Origin of the sequence: Pseudomyxococcus flavus, assembly GCF_050038885.1 — a bacterium.
Taxonomy (GTDB): Bacteria; Myxococcota; Myxococcia; order Myxococcales; family Myxococcaceae; genus Myxococcus; species Myxococcus flavus.
On the sequence record NZ_CP143624.1, the window covers coordinates 9,088,625 to 9,105,333 of the forward strand.

General features: G+C 70.5%; 16 protein-coding genes. 6 read left to right on the forward strand and 10 right to left on the reverse strand.

Features of this window, described 5'->3' with window-relative positions; all coding sequences use genetic code 11:
• The 3 genes from VZL07_RS37450 to VZL07_RS37460 all read left to right on the forward strand — a co-directional run bounded on the left by VZL07_RS37450 (position 1) and on the right by VZL07_RS37460 (position 2,958).
• Positions 1 to 735 (forward strand): hypothetical protein, encoded by a 735-nt coding sequence (locus tag VZL07_RS37450; protein WP_426757455.1) that lies wholly within the window; start codon positions 1 to 3, stop codon positions 733 to 735.
• A gap of 3 nt (positions 736 to 738) precedes the next feature.
• A complete protein-coding gene (gene hutI, locus VZL07_RS37455; protein ID WP_426752759.1) occupies positions 739 to 2,004 on the forward strand; it encodes an imidazolonepropionase in 1,266 nt (421 codons plus the stop codon).
• A 90-nt stretch (positions 2,005 to 2,094) separates the two neighbouring features.
• Entirely contained in the window at positions 2,095 to 2,958 is an 864-nt protein-coding gene (locus VZL07_RS37460; protein ID WP_426752760.1) for a class II glutamine amidotransferase, read from the forward strand.
• A 13-nt stretch (positions 2,959 to 2,971) separates the two neighbouring features.
• Here VZL07_RS37460 and tsaE read toward each other — a convergent pair whose 3' ends face one another.
• The 8 genes from tsaE to VZL07_RS37500 form a co-directional block, all read right to left on the reverse strand.
• Positions 2,972 to 3,457 carry a tRNA (adenosine(37)-N6)-threonylcarbamoyltransferase complex ATPase subunit type 1 TsaE gene (gene tsaE, locus VZL07_RS37465; protein ID WP_426752761.1) on the reverse strand — a complete coding sequence of 162 codons (486 nt, stop codon included), beginning with the start codon at positions 3,455 to 3,457 and terminating at the stop codon, positions 2,972 to 2,974.
• The gene (locus tag VZL07_RS37470) at positions 3,454 to 4,989 is read right to left on the reverse strand and encodes an NAD(P)H-hydrate dehydratase (protein WP_426752762.1); all 1,536 of its coding nucleotides are present in this window, start codon (positions 4,987 to 4,989) and stop codon (positions 3,454 to 3,456) included. The genes tsaE and VZL07_RS37470 overlap by 4 nt, the downstream gene beginning before the upstream one ends.
• 4 nt (positions 4,990 to 4,993) lie before the next feature.
• Positions 4,994 to 5,374, reverse strand: a complete 381-nt coding sequence (gene acpS / locus VZL07_RS37475) for a holo-ACP synthase (protein WP_426752763.1) — start codon at positions 5,372 to 5,374, stop codon at positions 4,994 to 4,996.
• Positions 5,375 to 5,380: 6 nt separating this feature from the next.
• On the reverse strand, positions 5,381 to 6,106 hold the full coding sequence (locus tag VZL07_RS37480) for a pyridoxine 5'-phosphate synthase (RefSeq protein ID WP_426752764.1): 726 nt from the start codon (positions 6,104 to 6,106) through the stop codon (positions 5,381 to 5,383).
• A 111-nt stretch (positions 6,107 to 6,217) separates the two neighbouring features.
• A complete protein-coding gene (glmM, locus tag VZL07_RS37485; RefSeq protein WP_426752765.1) occupies positions 6,218 to 7,612 on the reverse strand; it encodes a phosphoglucosamine mutase in 1,395 nt (464 codons plus the stop codon).
• A gap of 296 nt (positions 7,613 to 7,908) precedes the next feature.
• Positions 7,909 to 9,234 (reverse strand): dihydropteroate synthase, encoded by a 1,326-nt coding sequence (gene folP, locus VZL07_RS37490; RefSeq protein ID WP_426752766.1) that lies wholly within the window; start codon positions 9,232 to 9,234, stop codon positions 7,909 to 7,911.
• Positions 9,235 to 9,322: 88 nt separating this feature from the next.
• Entirely contained in the window at positions 9,323 to 9,727 is a 405-nt protein-coding gene (locus VZL07_RS37495) for an OsmC family protein (RefSeq protein WP_426752767.1), read from the reverse strand.
• Positions 9,728 to 9,807: 80 nt separating this feature from the next.
• On the reverse strand, positions 9,808 to 10,356 hold the full coding sequence (locus tag VZL07_RS37500) for a YceI family protein (protein WP_426752768.1): 549 nt from the start codon (positions 10,354 to 10,356) through the stop codon (positions 9,808 to 9,810).
• A gap of 133 nt (positions 10,357 to 10,489) precedes the next feature.
• Here VZL07_RS37500 and VZL07_RS37505 point away from each other — a divergent pair, with 133 nt between their 5' ends.
• From VZL07_RS37505 to VZL07_RS37515, 3 genes are all read left to right on the forward strand, one after another.
• The gene (locus VZL07_RS37505; protein ID WP_426752769.1) at positions 10,490 to 11,371 is read left to right on the forward strand and encodes a LysR family transcriptional regulator; all 882 of its coding nucleotides are present in this window, start codon (positions 10,490 to 10,492) and stop codon (positions 11,369 to 11,371) included.
• A gap of 129 nt (positions 11,372 to 11,500) precedes the next feature.
• A complete protein-coding gene (locus tag VZL07_RS37510; protein ID WP_426752770.1) occupies positions 11,501 to 12,196 on the forward strand; it encodes a pirin family protein in 696 nt (231 codons plus the stop codon).
• A 31-nt stretch (positions 12,197 to 12,227) separates the two neighbouring features.
• Positions 12,228 to 13,154 (forward strand): pirin family protein, encoded by a 927-nt coding sequence (locus tag VZL07_RS37515; protein WP_426752771.1) that lies wholly within the window; start codon positions 12,228 to 12,230, stop codon positions 13,152 to 13,154.
• Between the two features lie 91 nt (positions 13,155 to 13,245).
• Here VZL07_RS37515 and ftsH read toward each other — a convergent pair whose 3' ends face one another.
• Both ftsH and tilS read right to left on the reverse strand, forming a co-directional pair.
• Positions 13,246 to 15,162 carry an ATP-dependent zinc metalloprotease FtsH gene (gene ftsH, locus VZL07_RS37520; protein ID WP_426752772.1) on the reverse strand — a complete coding sequence of 639 codons (1,917 nt, stop codon included), beginning with the start codon at positions 15,160 to 15,162 and terminating at the stop codon, positions 13,246 to 13,248.
• Positions 15,163 to 15,342: 180 nt separating this feature from the next.
• On the reverse strand, positions 15,343 to 16,698 hold the full coding sequence (gene tilS / locus VZL07_RS37525; RefSeq protein ID WP_426752773.1) for a tRNA lysidine(34) synthetase TilS: 1,356 nt from the start codon (positions 16,696 to 16,698) through the stop codon (positions 15,343 to 15,345).
• Positions 16,699 to 16,709 lie beyond the last annotated feature (11 nt).

Genomic DNA, 16,709 nt, shown 5'->3' on the forward strand with positions numbered 1-16,709 from the left:
ATGCGCTTGCGCGCGACAGTCGTCGGGCTGTGGAGCGCCGCCATCGCGGCATCGGCGGGGTGTGCCCCCACGGCCATGGGCCCCATGGTGATGCGCCTGGGGCCCGGACGGCCGGACCAGAATGTCATGCAGATGGGCATGCGCTCGGGCCCCCGGCTCAGCGCGCCCATCGCGGGGACGCAGCCCAATCTGCCCACGGGGGACCGTTTCCGCGGCGACGAGGCGAGCTTCTCCACGCAGCAGTGGGGCGTGGCCTTCGACGCGGCCTTGACATTGCCGCTGTCGGAGCGGCTGCACGTGCACACCGGCATCCAGGGCGAGATGTTCCTGCCCGTGCCGCTGCCCGGGTACGGGGTGTACGCCGGAGCGTCGTACTACCTGGGCTCGGAGCAGCTCGGGCTGGCTCCGGCGCTGGCGCTCCGGGGCGCCAGCGACTTCGGGCTGACCTCCTCCCGAGGCGGCCCGGGCAGCATCTTCGGCGCGGAGGTGTCCTGCGCGCTGACGATGCAGCCCGAGAAGAACGTGTCCCTGGGATTGGTGCCCTTCGTGTCGTGGCACACGGTGGCCTCGGCGGGCCGCAACGAGCACGCGCTGCACTACGGCGGCGTGGTGGCGGCGCGCATCTCCTGGGGTTGGTTGAACGACCTGGAAGTGTCCGGCGGCTTCGGCCGGGCGAAGGTCGGAAACGGGTTGAGCTGGAACGTCCCCCTCATGGGCGTTCGCGGAGGTCGTTGAGGCATGGACGTGCTGGAGTTGCTGGTTCGGAACACCTCCGAGGTGCTCACCGTCGAGGGCTCGCACCGCGAGCGCGCGGAGGACGCGCTGACGCCCCGCCCCGGCGCGGTGGTGGGCGTGAGCGGCGGCCGCATCGCCTACGTGGGGCCGGAGTCGGAGCTGCCCCCCGGAGTGGTAGGAGCGCGGACGGAGGTGGTGGATGCCCAGGGCGGCTTCGTGGGCCCGGGCTTCGTGGACCCGCACACGCACCTCGTCTTCGCGGGCGAGCGCTCCGCGGAGTTCGACCTGCGCAACCAGGGCGCCACGTATCTGGAGATTGCCAAGGCGGGCGGCGGCATCGCTGGCACGGTGCGGGCCACGCGGGCCGCCAGCGAGGACGAGCTGGTGCGGCTCGCCCTGCCCCGCGCGAAGCGCCTGCTGGAGCAGGGCGTGACGACGGCGGAGGTGAAGAGCGGCTACGGGCTCAATCTGGAGTCGGAGCTGAAGATGCTGCGCGCGGTGCGGCGGCTCGGCACGCTCACGCCGCTGGAGCTGGTGCCCACGCTGCTGTGCGCGCACGCGCTCCCCGAGGAGTACCGCGGCCGGCGCGAGGACTACGTGCGGCTGTGCATCGACGAGATTCTGCCCGCTGTCGCCCGCGAGGGCCTGGCGCGCTTCTGTGACGTCTTCGTGGAGGACAGCGCCTTCACCGTCGACGAAGCGCGCCGCATCCTGAGCGCGGGCAAGGCGCTGGGGATGGTGCCCCGGCTGCATGCGGACCAGCTCACCGCGTTCGGTGCCTCCGAGCTCGCCGCGGAGCTTGGAGCCGCAACGGCCGACCACCTGGAGCAGGTGACGGACGCGGGGCTCCGGGCGCTCGCGGCGGCCAATGTGACAGCCGTCCTCGTGCCGACCTCGACGCTGTTCCTGCGCATGCGGCCCTACGCGCCCGGCCGCCGCATCCGCGACGCGGGCCTCAACGTTGCTTTGGGCACCAATGTGAATCCAGGCTCCGCCATGAGTGAAAACACGGCGTTGGCGCTGGGACTTGCGTGCCTGGAAAACGGGCTTACGGCCGCCGAGGCGTATTGGGCAGCCACCCGGGGCGCCGCGTTGTCCTTGGGGCTGCAACGGCACGGCAGGCTGTCCGTGGGTGACCCGGGCGACCTGGTGGTCTTCAGCTGTGCTTCGTACCGCCACCTGCCCTACCATCTAGGAGTCACGCACGCGCGAGTCGTGGTGAAGACCGGACGCATCCATGTCCGGCAGCCGATGGACGGCTGCGCGTGAACCGGCGTCGCAGAGACATGGCGGCGCCGGATGGATAGATACGGGACGACATCTGTCAGGGCCGGACGTTAGGAGTATTCGCCACCAGCCATGTGCCGATTATTTGGATTCCGTTCAGCGATTCCCGCCGCCGTCCACCCCGCCCTGGTGACGGAGAAGAACTCGCTCCTCATCCAGTCGCGCGAGCACAAGGACGGGTGGGGAATCGCGGCCTACGGTGTCGAGCCAGCGCCCGTGGTGGCGCACGGTGTGGGTCCGGCGCACAGCGACCCGGACTTCCAGCGGGTCAGCAGCCGGGTGTCGTCGCACACGGTGGTGGCGCACATCCGGCTCGCGTCCGTGGGCGCGGTGGAGCTGCGCAACTCGCACCCCTTCCTGCATGGCCGCTGGTCGTTCGTGCACAACGGCACGCTGCGTGAGTTCGCGAAGCACCGGGCGGCCGTGGAAGCGCTCATCTGCCCGAGCCTCCGTGGGAACATCAAGGGCACCACGGACAGCGAGCGCTGCTTCTATCTGTTCCTCACCCGCCTGGCGGCACGGCACTCGATCGACCGGCAGGTCTCCGTGGAGGCGGTCGCGCGCGCGCTGGCGGAGACGATGTCACTGGTGGCGGCTATCACGGATGTGCCGGGGCAGGCCGAGCGCTCGGCAATGAACTTCCTCGTGTCCGACGGCTCAACGATGGTCGCCACGCGGCGCCACCGCACGCTGTTCGTGTCCACGAACGGCTCGCGCAACGAGGTGGCCACGCTGCCGGCGCCGGGCACGAAGCTGGAGCAGCTCGTCGTCGCCAGTGAGTCCCTGTGCGGCGGCCCGTACTGGGCGCCGGTGCCGGAGGAGGACATCATCGGCGTGGACGCGAACCTCGTGTTCCACCGCTGGCGTGTGACGGAGCTCGTGGGCACGGATCTCTTGCCGCCCGTGAAGACGGACGCGTCGCGCAGCGTGGCGTGAGCGCCGCGCGGTCTCAGGGCATCCACGCGTCGAGCAACGCCGCCGGCCGTGCGCCAAACGCCTCCGCCGTCAGCTCGCGTGCCTCGCCGCCCGCGTGCTTCAGCGTGACGCGCAGGTAGTCGCGGGGCGCGGCCTGCGGAATCTTGTCCAGCCACTCGACCAGCATCGCACTCTCGGTGCCTTCGAGGTCCAGGAAGCCCGTGGCGTACAGGTCGTCGTAGTCCGTCAGCCGGTACAGGTCCGCGTGGTACAGCGGGATGCGCCCCGAATACGGATAGACAATCGCGAACGTGGGGCTCGCCACCTCCGCGCGAGGCACCTTCGCCCCCTCCGCCACACCGCGCACCAGGTGCGTCTTGCCCGCGCCCAGGTCGCCAATCAGCCCGACGAAGTCACCGGGCTCCAGCAGCTCGCCCAGGCGGACACCCAGCCGGTGCGTCTCCTCGGGAGACTCCAGCCGTACCGTCCGCACCCGCGCCGCCGTCGTCTCCGCGCTCATCGCTCCCACCGAAGCCACACGTCACACAGCCCCTGCTCCACGAGGTCTCCCGCGACCAGCCCCAGCTGTCCGCGCTTCCCTGCCGCCAGGTCTCCGGCGAGCCCATGCGCGTATACCGCCGTCCAGATGGCCGCCGGCTGCGGGAACGACTGCGCCAGGAACGCGCCGCAGATTCCCGACAGCACGTCCCCCGAGCCGCCCGACGCCATGCCCGGGTTGCCCGTGGTGTTGAGGTACACGCGCCCGTCCGGATCGCTCGTCAGCGTCCGGTCGCCCTTGAGGACCAGCGTCACCTTCAGCCCCGCCGAGAACTGCCGGGCCACGTCCAGCCGGTGCGCCTGGACCTCCTTCGTGGACTTGCCCGTCAGCCGCGCCATCTCGCCCGGATGCGGCGTCATCACCACCGGCCCCTTCGCCCGGCGCAGCACCGACAGGTCCGTGGCCACCGCGTTGAGCGCGTCCGCGTCCAGCACGGTGGGCACCTCCACCCGAAATAGCAGCTCGCCTATCAGCGCCCCCGTCTCCGGTCCCCGGGGAATCCCAGGCCCGATGACGAGCGCGTCCTTGCCCTCCGCGGCGGCCACCAGCGCGTCCAGGTCTCCCAGCCCCAGCGGCCCCGAGGCCTCCAGCGGGATGCCCATGATTTCGGCCGAGTGCGCCTGGATGGTGTCCAGCGCGTCCGCGCGAGCCGCCACCGTGACGAGCCCCGCGCCCGAGCGCAGCGCCGCCTTCGCCACCAGGGCCGCGGCGCCCGTCTTCCCCCGGCTGCCCGCCACCACCAGGACGTGACCGAAGGTCCCCTTGTGGGAGTCCGGCTTGCGCACCGGCAACGTGCGCCGGGCGTCCGCCTCCTCCACCACGAAGAGCTCGGGCCCGGAGACCTCCGTCGAAGCCGCGCCCCCCATGCCGATGTCCACGCGGTGCACGCGTCCACACAGCGAGGCACCGGGCTCCAGCACCTGCCCCGGCTTGAGGAAGCCAAAGGACACGGTGGCGTCCGCCTCCACGCACGGCGCGAAGGGCTCGCCCGTGTCGCTCTGGAGCCCGGACGGCACGTCCGCCGCCACCACCTTCGCCCCCGCGGCGCGCCAGCCCCGGATCGCCGACACCGCGTCCGCGAACGTCCCCGCGGGCGCGCGGCTCAAGCCCGTGCCGAAGAGCGCATCCACCACCACGTCCCCGCGCCGGGCCGGCTCCACGTCCGCCAGCGTGCGAGGCGTCACACCAAAGCCCTTCACCGCCTCCAGGTTCCGTCGAGCCTCCGGCGTCAGCTTCGCGGGCTCGCCCACCATCACCACGGACACGCAGGCGCCGCCCTCCCGGAGGAACCGCGCGGCCACCAGCCCATCCCCGCCGTTGTTCCCCGGCCCGCACACCACCACGAAGCGCCCGCCCGGGCCGAGAAGCCCCCGAGCCACCTCCGCCAGTCCGCGTCCCGCGTTCTCCATCAGCAGCGCGGAGGGCATGCCGTGATGGGCCTCGGCGGCCTGCTCGGCCTGGCGCATCTGGGCGGCGGTGAGGACTCGCAGCATGGCTTCAATCCCCTTTCTTCTGGAGCACCACCGTGGCGGCGGCGACGTCCGCATCGTGGGTCAACGCGAGGAAGGCCTCCAGCCCTCGCGCTTCCATGACCTCCCGAGCCACGCCCGAGAGTGCGAAATACGGCGCTCCGCCCTCCCGGCGGACCTCCATGTCCTTCCAGCGGATGCCCGGCGGCGCGCCCAGCGCCTTCACCAGGGCCTCCTTGGCCGCGAAGCGCGCGGCGAAGGCGCTGGCGGCGTCACTGCGTCGGCCACACAGCGCCCGCTCCGCCTCGGTGTAGACGCGGTTCAGGAAGGGCTCGGCGCGAGGCCCGTCCAGGATGCGCTGGATGCGGGAGATGGAGCAGATGTCCAGGCCCAGGCCCCGGATTCCCATGGCGCCCTACCCCGGGTTGCGCATGAGCTCGAGCATCTCGCGCACGGCGCGCTCGAAGCCCACCAGCACCGCGCGGCCCACGATGGAGTGCCCGATGTTCAGCTCGTCGATCTCGTTGATGCGGGCAATGGGCTGCACGTTGTCGTAGTTGAGCCCGTGGCCCGCGGCCACGCCCAGGCCCAGCTTGGTGCCGGCCTTGGCGGCGTCGATGATGCGCGCCAGCTCCCGGGCCCGCTCCTTCTCGTTGCGCGCCTCGCAGTAGCGGCCGGTGTGCAGCTCGATGCGGTCCGCGTTCACCTTGTGCGCCGCCCGCACCTGGTCCAGGTCCGGGTCGATGAAGAGCGAGACGGCAATCTCACCGTCCTTGAGGTTCTTGATGATCTTCGCGATGTGCTCGCGCTGGTTGGCGACCTCCAGGCCGCCCTCCGTGGTGAGCTCCTCGCGGCGCTCGGGCACCAGCGTCACCACGTCCGGCTTGTGCTCGTAGGCGATCTTCACCATCTCCGCGGTGGCGGCCATCTCCAGGTTCAGGAGCGTCTGCACCGTCTCACGGAGGATGCGCAGATCCCGGTCCTGGATATGCCGCCGGTCCTCGCGCAGGTGGATGGTGATCTGCTGCGCGCCGGCCAGCTCCGCCAGGGCCGCGGCCGTCACCGGATCCGGATACGTGGTGCGCCGCGCCTGACGCAGCGTCGCCACATGGTCCACGTTGACACCCAGTCGCTGTCCCATCGACCGCACCTCGCTCGAGCGCGGCCGTGGGATTGTGGGAGGGCCCCGGTGCGCGCTGGCCCTTCTTCACGCCGCCAGCGTCCGGAAGTCAACCGCCGAGCGCAGCCGGCGTCAGACGCTGAGGGCCTTGGACAGCGCGTCCGCGATTTCCTTCGCGAAGGCCTGGTTGCGGGCGGCGTCCTCGCCCTCGATGAGGACGCGGGCCTTGGGCTCGGTGCCGGAGAAGCGCACCAGCACCCGGCCGGAGTTGCCCAGCCGCTGCTCCACGTGCTTGATGACCTTCATCACCGACGGCAGCTCGCCCAGCTCCTTCTTCTGCTTCACGACGACGTTGAGCAGCGTCTGGGGCACGGGCTCGAAGATGGAGGCCAGCTCGCTCAGGGGCTTGCCCGCACGGCACATCACCGCCAGCAGCTGGAGCGCCGCCAGGGTGCCGTCTCCGGTGGTGGTGTGGTCCAGGAAGATGAGGTGGCCGCTCTGCTCGCCGCCCAGGTTGTAGCCGTTGCGGCGCATCTCATCGACGACGTAGCGGTCCCCCACGCGCGTGCGAGCCACCTTCACGCCCCAGCGCGACACCGCGCGCTCCAGGCCGATGTTGCTCATCACCGTGGCGACCAGCATCTTCTTCTTGAGCTGCTTGCGCGCCACCAGCTCGCCCGTGCAGATGGCCATGATGGCGTCGCCATCCACGACCTTGCCCTTCTCGTCCACGACAATGAGGCGGTCGGCGTCGCCGTCCAGGGCGATGCCCAGGTGGGCGCCGTGCTTCACCACCGCCTTGGCGAGGTTCTCCGGATAGAGCGCGCCACACTTGTGGTTGATGTTCTTGCCGTCCGGCTGCACGCCGAGCGCAATCACCTTGGCGCCCAGCTCCTCCAGCACCGCGGGCGCCGTCTTGTAGGCCGCGCCGTTGGCGCAGTCGACAACGATGGTCATCCCCTCCAGCGTCAGCTCCCGCGGGAAGGTGGCCTTCAGGAAGACGATGTAACGGCCGCGGGCGTCCTCCATGCGGAACGCCCGGCCAATCTTGGTGGCCGTGGGGCGGATGGAGTCGATGGAGCCGCTGGACACCAGCTCTTCAATCTTGCCTTCCGTCTCGTCCGGCAGCTTGAAGCCGTCGCGCCAGAAGAACTTGATGCCGTTGTCCTCGTAGGGGTTGTGGGACGCGGAGATGACCGCGCCCGCGTCCGCCCGCATGGAGGTGGTGATGTTGGAGATGCCCGGCGTCGGCAGCGGCCCGACGAGCTCCACGTCCACGCCCATGGAGGTGAGGCCGGCGGCCAGCGCCTGCTCCAGCATGTAGCCCGACAGGCGCGTGTCCTTGCCCACGATGACGCGGTGACGGTGCGGACCATTGCGGATGAGGAACGCGAGCGCCCGCCCGAGCTGCATCGCGACCTCGGCAGTCATGGGATAGACGTTCGCCTTGCCGCGAACACCATCCGTGCCGAACAGCTTCTGGGAAGCCTGCGCCTCCTTCGGAGGCATGTTCATCCTGTACGCCATGTGTGCCGCTCCACCTTTCCCACGCCGGGCCTGCGCCGGCCTCTCGACGTCGGGGCTTATACCCCGCCCACCACGCGGGCTCGAAGTTAGGAACCCGCTGCTCCCCGGGCAACCTCCCAGGCATGCGGGCCGACGCAGTCTCGAAGAGGTTGCGAAATCAGTACCAATCCAATCGCCTGCGTCCTTACACGGCGGCTCGGGAAGCGGCCAGAGGAAGATGGCGGCGTCCGGCGCCCCGGGCACATGAGGCATGCCCCCATCCGCGCCACACCGTGAGGGCTGAAAGCCACACCGTGTTACCGGCCGTAGAGCGCGCCGCCGTCCTCACTTCGCCGGATGGCGTCGGCGACAGCCAGCGCGTCCCGAGCCTCGGCCACGTCATGGACGCGGACCACGTCCGCCCCCCCCAGGGCAGCCATGGATGCCACGGACCCCAGCGTCGCCGCCAGGCGCTCGGCGGCGGGCTTGCCGCCCGCCAGCCGGCCGAGGAAGCCCTTGCGGCTGGTGCCCACCAGCAGCGGCAGTCCCAGGACGCGTAGCTCGTTGAGGCGGCGCAGCAGGAAGAGGTTGTGGTCGAAGGTCTTCCCGAAGCCGATGCCAGGATCCAGCAGGATGCGCTGCCGGGGGATGCCCACGGCCTCGGCGCGCGCGATGGCGGCCTCCAGGAAGGCGAGGACGTCCTCGACGAGGTCATCGTAGCGAGGCGCCTGCTGCATCGTCGCGGGCGTGCCCTGGATGTGCATCAGGCAACAGGCCGCTCCGGCCTCGGCCACCACGCGAGGGAGCGCCGCATCGGCGCTGAAGCCGGTGACGTCGTTGATGAGGTGCGCGCCGGCCTTCAGTGCCTCGCGCGCCACCGCGGCCTTGGTGGTGTCCACGGAGATGGGGACGTCGGTGCGGGCGCGAAGCCCTTCGATGACGGGGACCACGCGGGCCAGCTCCGCCTCGACGCTCACGGGGAGGGAGCCCGGCCGGGTGGACTCACCGCCCACGTCGAGCATGTCCGCGCCCGCTTCCGCCAGGGCCAACCCATGGGCGATGGCGGCCTCCGCGCCGAAGTAGCGCCCGCCGTCCGAGAAGCTGTCCGGCGTCACGTTCACCACGCCCATGACGTAGGTGCGCGCGCCCCATTCGAAGCGGCGCCTGCCCAGCACCAGCGCTGGCGGCACGGTCCCCGCGGCCAGCGCGGACGCCACCGCCGAGGCCAGTGCTGACAGGCCCCGGCTATCGGCGCGTGCAGCCGTCACCAGCCGCTGGAACTGCTCGGCGCGCCCGGTCAGCAGGCCCGTCCCTGGCCGAGCCTGGGCGTCCCCGGGCAGCCAGCTGGGATAGGCGCCAGGGCCTGGAGCGCGAGGCGTGGCCCGGGAAGTCGGCAGGCCCGCCCCCTGCTCAGCGACGGCCTCCGTCGGCGGACAGGCGTCATCGGAAGCCGGGGCCAGCGGGGCAGCCGGGAGTGCCCGCAGGAACGCCTCCTCCGGCCGGCCCAAACCCGTGAGGAGCAGCCGCACGAGCGGAAGCGTCTCCCGCAGCACCGTCTGGGCATCCGGAGCCAGCCCCATCCGCCGGAAGGCCAGGACCAGGTCCTCGGGGTGCTCGGCGGTGACGGGGCGGGCGCGAATCATCGAGGAGGCTCCTGGCAGGAAGATGCGCACCGTCACCCAGGACGGGACGCACCTCCCTACCCTACCGCCCCGGCGCCGGTCCGGGGGCTCAGCCTTCGAGCGGCTCCGTCACAATCTCCACCGTCGACGTCGTCATCAGCTTGTGAATGGGGCACTGCGCGACGGCGTTGTACAGCCGCTGCGTGTCCTCGGGGGACAGCGCCCCGTGAAACGCCAGCTTCACCTTCAGCCCGTAGGTGCCCTGCCGCTCGCGCGAGTCATCCCGCTCGACCTGCGTCTCCACGCGCTCCAGGGCCAGCCCGTGGCGCTTCGCGTACCACGACGCCGTCAGCGCCTTGCAGGCCGCCAGCGCGGCGTCGAAGTAGTCGTGGGGGCCGGGCGCGGAGTCCGCTCCGCCCAGGGCGGGGGCCACATCCGCGTGCAAGGTATGGGTGCCGGTCTGGAGGACCTGACGAAACGCTCCGGGCTTCTCGGTCTGGCTGGAGAGGGGCATCACAAGCTCGGGGGAAGGCGTGGAGAGAGGTGGACCGGAGGCCCGGTGCTGGCGCCTCCGGAAGGGTCCTCGTGGACAGCTCAGGCAGCCTGCTCGGCCTGCGCCTTCACGGCCTGGACCTCGAGGGCGATTTCAATCTTCTCGCCCACGAGCACGCCGCCGGTCTCCAGCGCCTGGTTCCACGTCAGACCGAAGTCGCGGCGGTCCACCGACGTCTTCGCCTCGAACGCGGCCTTCACGTTGCCCCAGGGGTCCTTGCCCACGCCAAGCTGCTCGGCCTCGAGCACCACCTCGCGGGTGATGTCACGGATGGTCAGGTCGCCCGTCACCTTCAGCCCGTTGCCGGAGGTCTTCTCCACCTTCGTGCTCTTGAAGCGGATGCTGGGGAACTTCTCCACGTCGAAGAAGTCCGGCGAGCGCAGGTGGTTGTCGCGCTGCTCGACGCCGGTGTCGATGCTGCCGGTCTCGATGGTGACGGCGACGGAGGAGCTCGTGACGTCCTGCTCGTCCAGCGACACCGCGCCGCTGAACTTGCGGAAGCTGCCGCGCACCTTCGCGATGACCATGTGACGGACGGAGAAGTGGATGCCGGAGTGGGTGGTATCGATGTTCCAGGTCGTGGTGGCCATGTCGTGCCTTCCTTTTCGGTGAAGCGGTGTGTTCGACGAGGAGGAAGGTAGCGGGCACCCCCGGGCTTGATTAGATGGGCCAGACTGGAAGAACTGTTCCACCCATGGAACAACGCCCCGGGAAGGACGCGACATGGACCTCAACGAGCTGCTCATCTTCGCCCGCGTGGTGCAGGCCGGCAGCTTCACCGTCGCGGCACGCGGGCTGCGGATGCCCAAGTCCACCGTGAGCCGGAAGGTGTCGGAGCTGGAGACGCGCGTGGGCGCGCAGCTGCTGCAACGCACCACCCGCAAGCTCCGGCTGACGGAGGTCGGCCGGACCTACTACGAGCACTGCGCGCGCATCGTCGCCGAGGCGGAGCTGGCCGAGCTGGCGGTGACGCGGATGCAGGCCGCCCCCCATGGCCTGCTACGCGTGACGACGCCGCTCACCTTCAGCTTCATCGGGCCGCTGGTCTCCACCTTCCTCAAGCAGTACCCGGAGGTGCAGCTCGAGCTGGTGTGCACCGACCGCAACGTGGACCTGATGGCGGAGGGCTTCGACGTGGCGGTGCGCGCCGGACGGCTGGCGGACTCGTCCCTCATGGCCCGGCGGCTGGGGAGCGTGGAGCGCGTCGTCATCGCGGCGCCCAGCTACCTCAAGGCGCGGGGCACGCCGAAGACGCCCAAGGACCTGGAGAAGCACGACTGCCTCCTCTTCGGCTCCGGCCTGGAGAACAACGTCTGGACGCTCACCTCGGGGGGCCGCTCGGTCGACGTCAAGGTGCCGGCGCGGCTCGTGGTGAACGAGCCGGACATGCTCTACGCGGTGGCGCGGGCAGGGAGCGGCATCGCCCTGCTGCCCAACCTCCACTTCACCTCGGAGCTGGCCGCCGGGCGCCTGCAGCGCATCCTCCCGGACTGGAGCTCCACGGGTGCCCCCGTGCATGCCGTCTACCCGAGCACGCGACACCACTCCCCCAAGGTGATGGCCTTCGTGGAGTGCCTGCGCGAGCACTGGCCGCTCTCCGGGTGACGACCAGCGTTGTTCCACCCATGGAACGATGCATCCCATTGTCCACGCCTAGTCCCGAACGGGCCTCGGGCACATCATGCTTCTCGAAACAGCGGCCGCCATCCAGGCGCTGCCGCGGAAAGGAACGTCATGATTGCCATTCGCCCCTCCGAAGCTCGCGGTCACGCCAACCACGGCTGGCTGGACTCCCATCACACCTTCTCGTTCGCGAGCTACTACGACCCGGACTTCATGGGCTTCCGCGCCCTGCGCGTCATCAATGAGGACCGCGTCGCGCCGCACGAGGGCTTCGACACGCACCCGCACCGGGACATGGAAATCATCACCTATCCCCTCAGCGGGGCCATTGCCCACCACGACAGCACGGGCGGCACCGGCCTGCTGCGCGCCGGAGAGGTCCAGCGGATGACGGCCGGCACCGGCGTGCTGCACAGTGAGATGAATGGCGCGGACGAGAACCTGCACTTCCTGCAGATCTGGATCATCCCGGACCGCCGGGGCCTGACGCCCAGCTACGAGCAGAAGGCCTTCCCGGAGGCCGAGCGCCAGGGCCGCTGGCGCGTGGTGGCCAGCCCGGACGCCCGTGACGGAAGTCTCACCGTGCACCAGGACGTCCTGCTTCACGCGACGCTGCTGGGCAAGGGCGAGCAGGCGTCGTACACGCTGGCGCCAGGCCGCCACGCCTGGCTCCAGGTGGCGCGCGGCAAGGGCACGTTCAACGGCGTGGAGGTGAAGGCGGGCGACGGCGTGGCGGTGACGGAGGAGTCGCAGCTGGTGCTGTCCGCGACCGAGCCCATGGAAGCGCTGCTGTTCGACCTGGCCTGACCTGAACCGCCGTACGAGAGAGAGCACGACCATGAGCCGGGATGACATGAACGCGGAGCAGCTTCCTCCTTCGATGGAAACACTCATCGTCGCGCCCTCGCGGGACCTGGGCGACGGGTTCGAGGTGCGGCGTGCGCTGCCCTCGGCCCGCCGCCGGATGGTGGGACCCTTCATCTTCCTCGACCAGATGGGCCCCGCCGGCTTCGCGCCCGGCAACGGGCTGGATGTGCGGCCCCACCCGCACATCGGCCTGGCCACCGTCACCTACCTCTTCGACGGCGAGGTGCTGCACCGGGACAGCCTCGGTACGGTGCAGCCCATCCGTCCCGGCGCGGTGAACTGGATGACGGCGGGCAGCGGCATCGTCCACTCGGAGCGCACCGGCCCCGGCCCGCGCGCCGCGGGCAGCCGGCTGTTCGGCATGCAGGCCTGGGTGGCGCTGCCCAAGCGCTACGAAGAGACGGCGCCGACGTTCGTCCACCACCCCGCGGAGCAGATGCCCTTCCACGAGGGTGAAGGCGTGCAGCTGCGCCTCATCACCGGCGCCATGCACGGGCAGCGCTCGCCGGTGCAGACGCTGTCGGACATGTTCTACGCCGACGTGGCCCTTCAGGCGGACGCGCGCTTCGTGATTCCGGCCGAGCACGAGGAGCGCGCGCTGTACCTCGTCGAGGGCACGGTGGAGGTGGACGGCGTCGCCTTCCAGCCGGGCGAGCTGCTCGTCTTCCGTCCGGGCAAGGCCGTCACCGTCCACGCCACCGCGGCGGCGCGGCTGCTCGCGCTCGGCGGCGAGCCCATGGACGGGCCGCGCTACATCTTCTGGAACTTCGTCTCCAGCTCGAAGGAGCGTCTGGAGCAGGCCAAGGCGGACTGGCAGGCCCAGCGCTTCGCCCGCGTCCCCGAGGAGACGGAGTTCATCCCGCTGCCCGAGGCGCCCCTCCCCGTGCGCTACCCGTAAGCCCGGGCCGCGCTGCCCCGCAAAGCAGAAGGCCCTTCCCAGCAGCAGCGGGAAGGGCCTTCTTCATTTCAGCTCAGCCGCGGTGCCGGCCTCAGGCCTTCTTCGGCTCCATCGCCGGCAGGCTCTCGAGCGCGTCGAGAATCTTCCGCTTGTCCTTCTTCTCCGTCGCCTTCGGGGGCGCATTCACGCGCGGGGGCGGACGCTCACGGGTGAGCTGGCCACCCTGGAGGAGGATGTTGACGTCCTCGGCATCCAGCGTCTCGTACTCCACCAGCGCGTCGGACACGCGGCGCAGGGCGTCGATGTTCTCCGTCAGCAGCTGCTTGCCGCGCTCGTAGCAGCCCACGACGATGCCGCGGACCTCGGCGTCGATCTGCCGGGCGGTGTCCTCGGAGTAGTCCTTGGACGAGTTGAAGTCGCGGCCCAGGAACACCTCGCCGTCGCTCTTGCCGAACGCCAGCGGGCCCATCTTCTCGCTCATGCCCCAGCGGCACACCATGGCGCGCGCCGTCTCGGTGGCCCGCTCGATGTCGTTGGCGGCGCCGCTGCTCATCTCGTTGAACATGAGCTCTTCGGCGATGCGGCCGCCCATGGCCATGGAGATCTGGTCGAGCATCTGCTTCTTGTAGCCGTTGACCTTGTCCTCGGTGGGCAGGCTCCAGGTGACGCCCAGGGCCTGGCCGCGCGGGATGATGGTGACCTTGTGGAGGGGGTCGCAGCCCGGCAGCAGCTTGGCCAGCAGCGCGTGGCCCGCCTCGTGGACGGCGGTGTTCCGCTTCTCCTTCTCGGTCATGATCATGGAGCGCCGCTCGGGGCCCATGAACACCTTGTCCTTGGCGGCCTCGAAGTCGCTCAGGTCCACGCGCTCCTTGTTCTGCCGCGCGGCCATCAGCGCCGACTCGTTGACGAGGTTCTCGATGTCCGCGCCCGTCATGCCCGGCGTACCGCGGGCGATGACCTCCAGGTCCACCTCCGGCGCCAGCGGCACGCGGCGGGTGTGCACCTTCAGCACGCCCAGGCGGCCCTTCAGGTCGGGACGCGGCACCACGATGCGGCGGTCGAAGCGGCCGGGACGCTGCAGCGCGGGGTCCAGCACGTCCGGACGGTTGGTGGCGGCAATCAGGATGACGCCGTCGTTGGACTCGAAGCCGTCCATCTCCACCAGGAGCTGGTTGAGCGTCTGCTCGCGCTCGTCGTGACCGCCGCCCAGGCCCGCGCCACGGTGGCGGCCCACGGCGTCGATCTCGTCGATGAAGATGATGCAGGGGGCGTTCTTCTTGCCCTGCTCGAACAGGTCACGGACGCGGCTGGCGCCGACGCCCACGAACATCTCCACGAAGTCCGAGCCGGAGATGGAGAAGAACGGCACGCCGGCCTCGCCGGCCACCGCGCGGGCGAGCAGCGTCTTGCCCGTGCCCGGCGGGCCCATCATCAGCACGCCCTTGGGGATGCGGCCGCCCAGCTTGGTGAACTTCTTCGGGTCCTTGAGGAAGGCGACGATCTCCTCCAGCTCCTCCTTGCACTCGTCCACGCCGGCCACGTCCGCGAAGGTGACCTTGTTGTGGCTCTCGCTGAGGAGCTTCGCCTTCGACTTGCCGAAGGTCATCGCCTTGCCGCTGCCACCCTGCAGCTGGCGCATGAAGAAGATGAAGAACAGGAAGAGGAAGACGACCGGCATCCACTGACCGAGGATGGTCAGCCAGAGGCTGTTCTGCTCCTCCCGCTCGTACTTCACGTCGACGCCGTTGTTGCGGAGCTGGTTCAGCATCGCCGCATCCGGCGCCGGGCCCGTCGTCCGGAACTTCTCCGAGGTGTCGGTGAACTTGCCGGAGTAGGTGTTGCCCTTGACGGCCACCTCCTTGACCTTCTTCTCCTCCACCTTCGTCAGCAACTGGGTGAAGGACGGTTCCTGGACCTGGTCGTTGCCCTGGGAGAAGAAGTTGTAGAAGGCGACGAAGAGGACGATCAGGATGACCCAGAGCCCGATGGTCTTGTAAGTCGAACGCACGTGTCAGCTGCCCTTTCGGAACTCGGCGGGATGAGGGCCGCGCCAGGAAGAACCCCAGCTTTATCCATCACTTGGCCGACACCAGGCGAGCTACCCAGCGTCGGACCGTATCAGCAACAGCAAAAAGCCCTCAACTATTTAGGGGGCCGCGCCCATCCCCCGTACTGCGACTCTGCCACTCTATAACGCCGCGGTCCGCTGAATGCTCGAACCGGGGGGAAACGCCCAGAGGAACGCTCTGGAAGCCCCTGGAGAAACCGCCGGTGGCCAGAGGCCCGGAAGCCACAACACCTGGCCCTCGGCATCCACCACCACCGGCCGCGAGGCCCGCACTTCCGCGGGCACCCGAAAATCAACCAACACGTCCTGGAGCTTTCGTTGTCCCCCGGCGGTGCGAACCCGGTCCCCGGGACGGCGCGTCCGCACGGTCAGCGGCCAGCGCGTCCCGGCCCCGAGCGCCAGCCCGAGGATGCCTGGCGGCGGAGGCGTGGACGCGACGGAAAACTCCCACCCCGTGCCGGCGAGCGTCCCCTGCGCGCCCTCGCGCTCCAGGCGCAGCTCGGCGGAGGGCCGCGGGGAGGCCTGCCGCACGCAGCGCACCCGGCCGCTCGTCGCACGCAGCAGGTAGCCCCGCCCCAGCGTGGCCGTGCCGCCCTGCTCCACCGCGCGCAGCACACGTGCCAGGGTGGCTTCATCCACCGCCGCGTCCACCTCCGCCACCAGCCGGGCGAGCACGCGCCGCCGCAGCGCGGGCTCCAGCGCCCGCACGCCCACGGCATCCAGGGCGCCATCCTCCAGGCGCAGCCGCGCGTAGGCCGCGTCCGCCATGGCGCGCAGCAGGGCCTCGTCCTCCGCGGCGAGGCGCGCGAAGGCGGCCAGGTGCGGCTCCACCGCGAAGCCCGCAGCGCGCGAGAGGGCCGGCAGCACGTCCAGGCGCACGCGCGTCCGGAAGTGAACAGGGTCGGCATTCATGGGGTCTGTCGCGTAGCCGACACCCTGCTCCTCGAGGAAGGCCAGCACTTCGGCGCGAGTGCGCTCGAGCAGTGGCCGCACCAGCCCCGGCCGAGCCTCATGGATGCCCACGGCCCCGCGCAGCGCGGTGCCTCGCGCCAGTCGCATGAGGAGCGTCTCCGCCTGGTCGGAGGCGGTGTGCGCGGTGGCCACCGCCCCGAGCCCCCGCTCGCGCCGAAGCGCCTCCAGGGCGCCATATCGCGCCTCCCGCGCACGGGCCTCGACCCCCGCCCCGGGGCGCAGGTGCAGCGCGCGGACGTGGCAGGGCAACCCATGCACGGCCGCCAGGCGGGCAACCGAGCGCGTCTCGTCAGCGCACTCGGGACGCAGGCCGTGGTCCAGCGTGGCCACCTCCACGCGCAGCCGCAGCGCTCCCGCCACCCGAGCGGTGCCCAGCAGGAGCGCCGTCGAATCCGCGCCGCCCGACACGGCGAGCAGCACCGAACCTCCCTCCAGGCCCAGACGGGTGTACGCCGCGCGAAGCGTCGACGTCAGCAGCTGCGTGGCGGAATCGTGACGGGGCATCGGACCGCGGT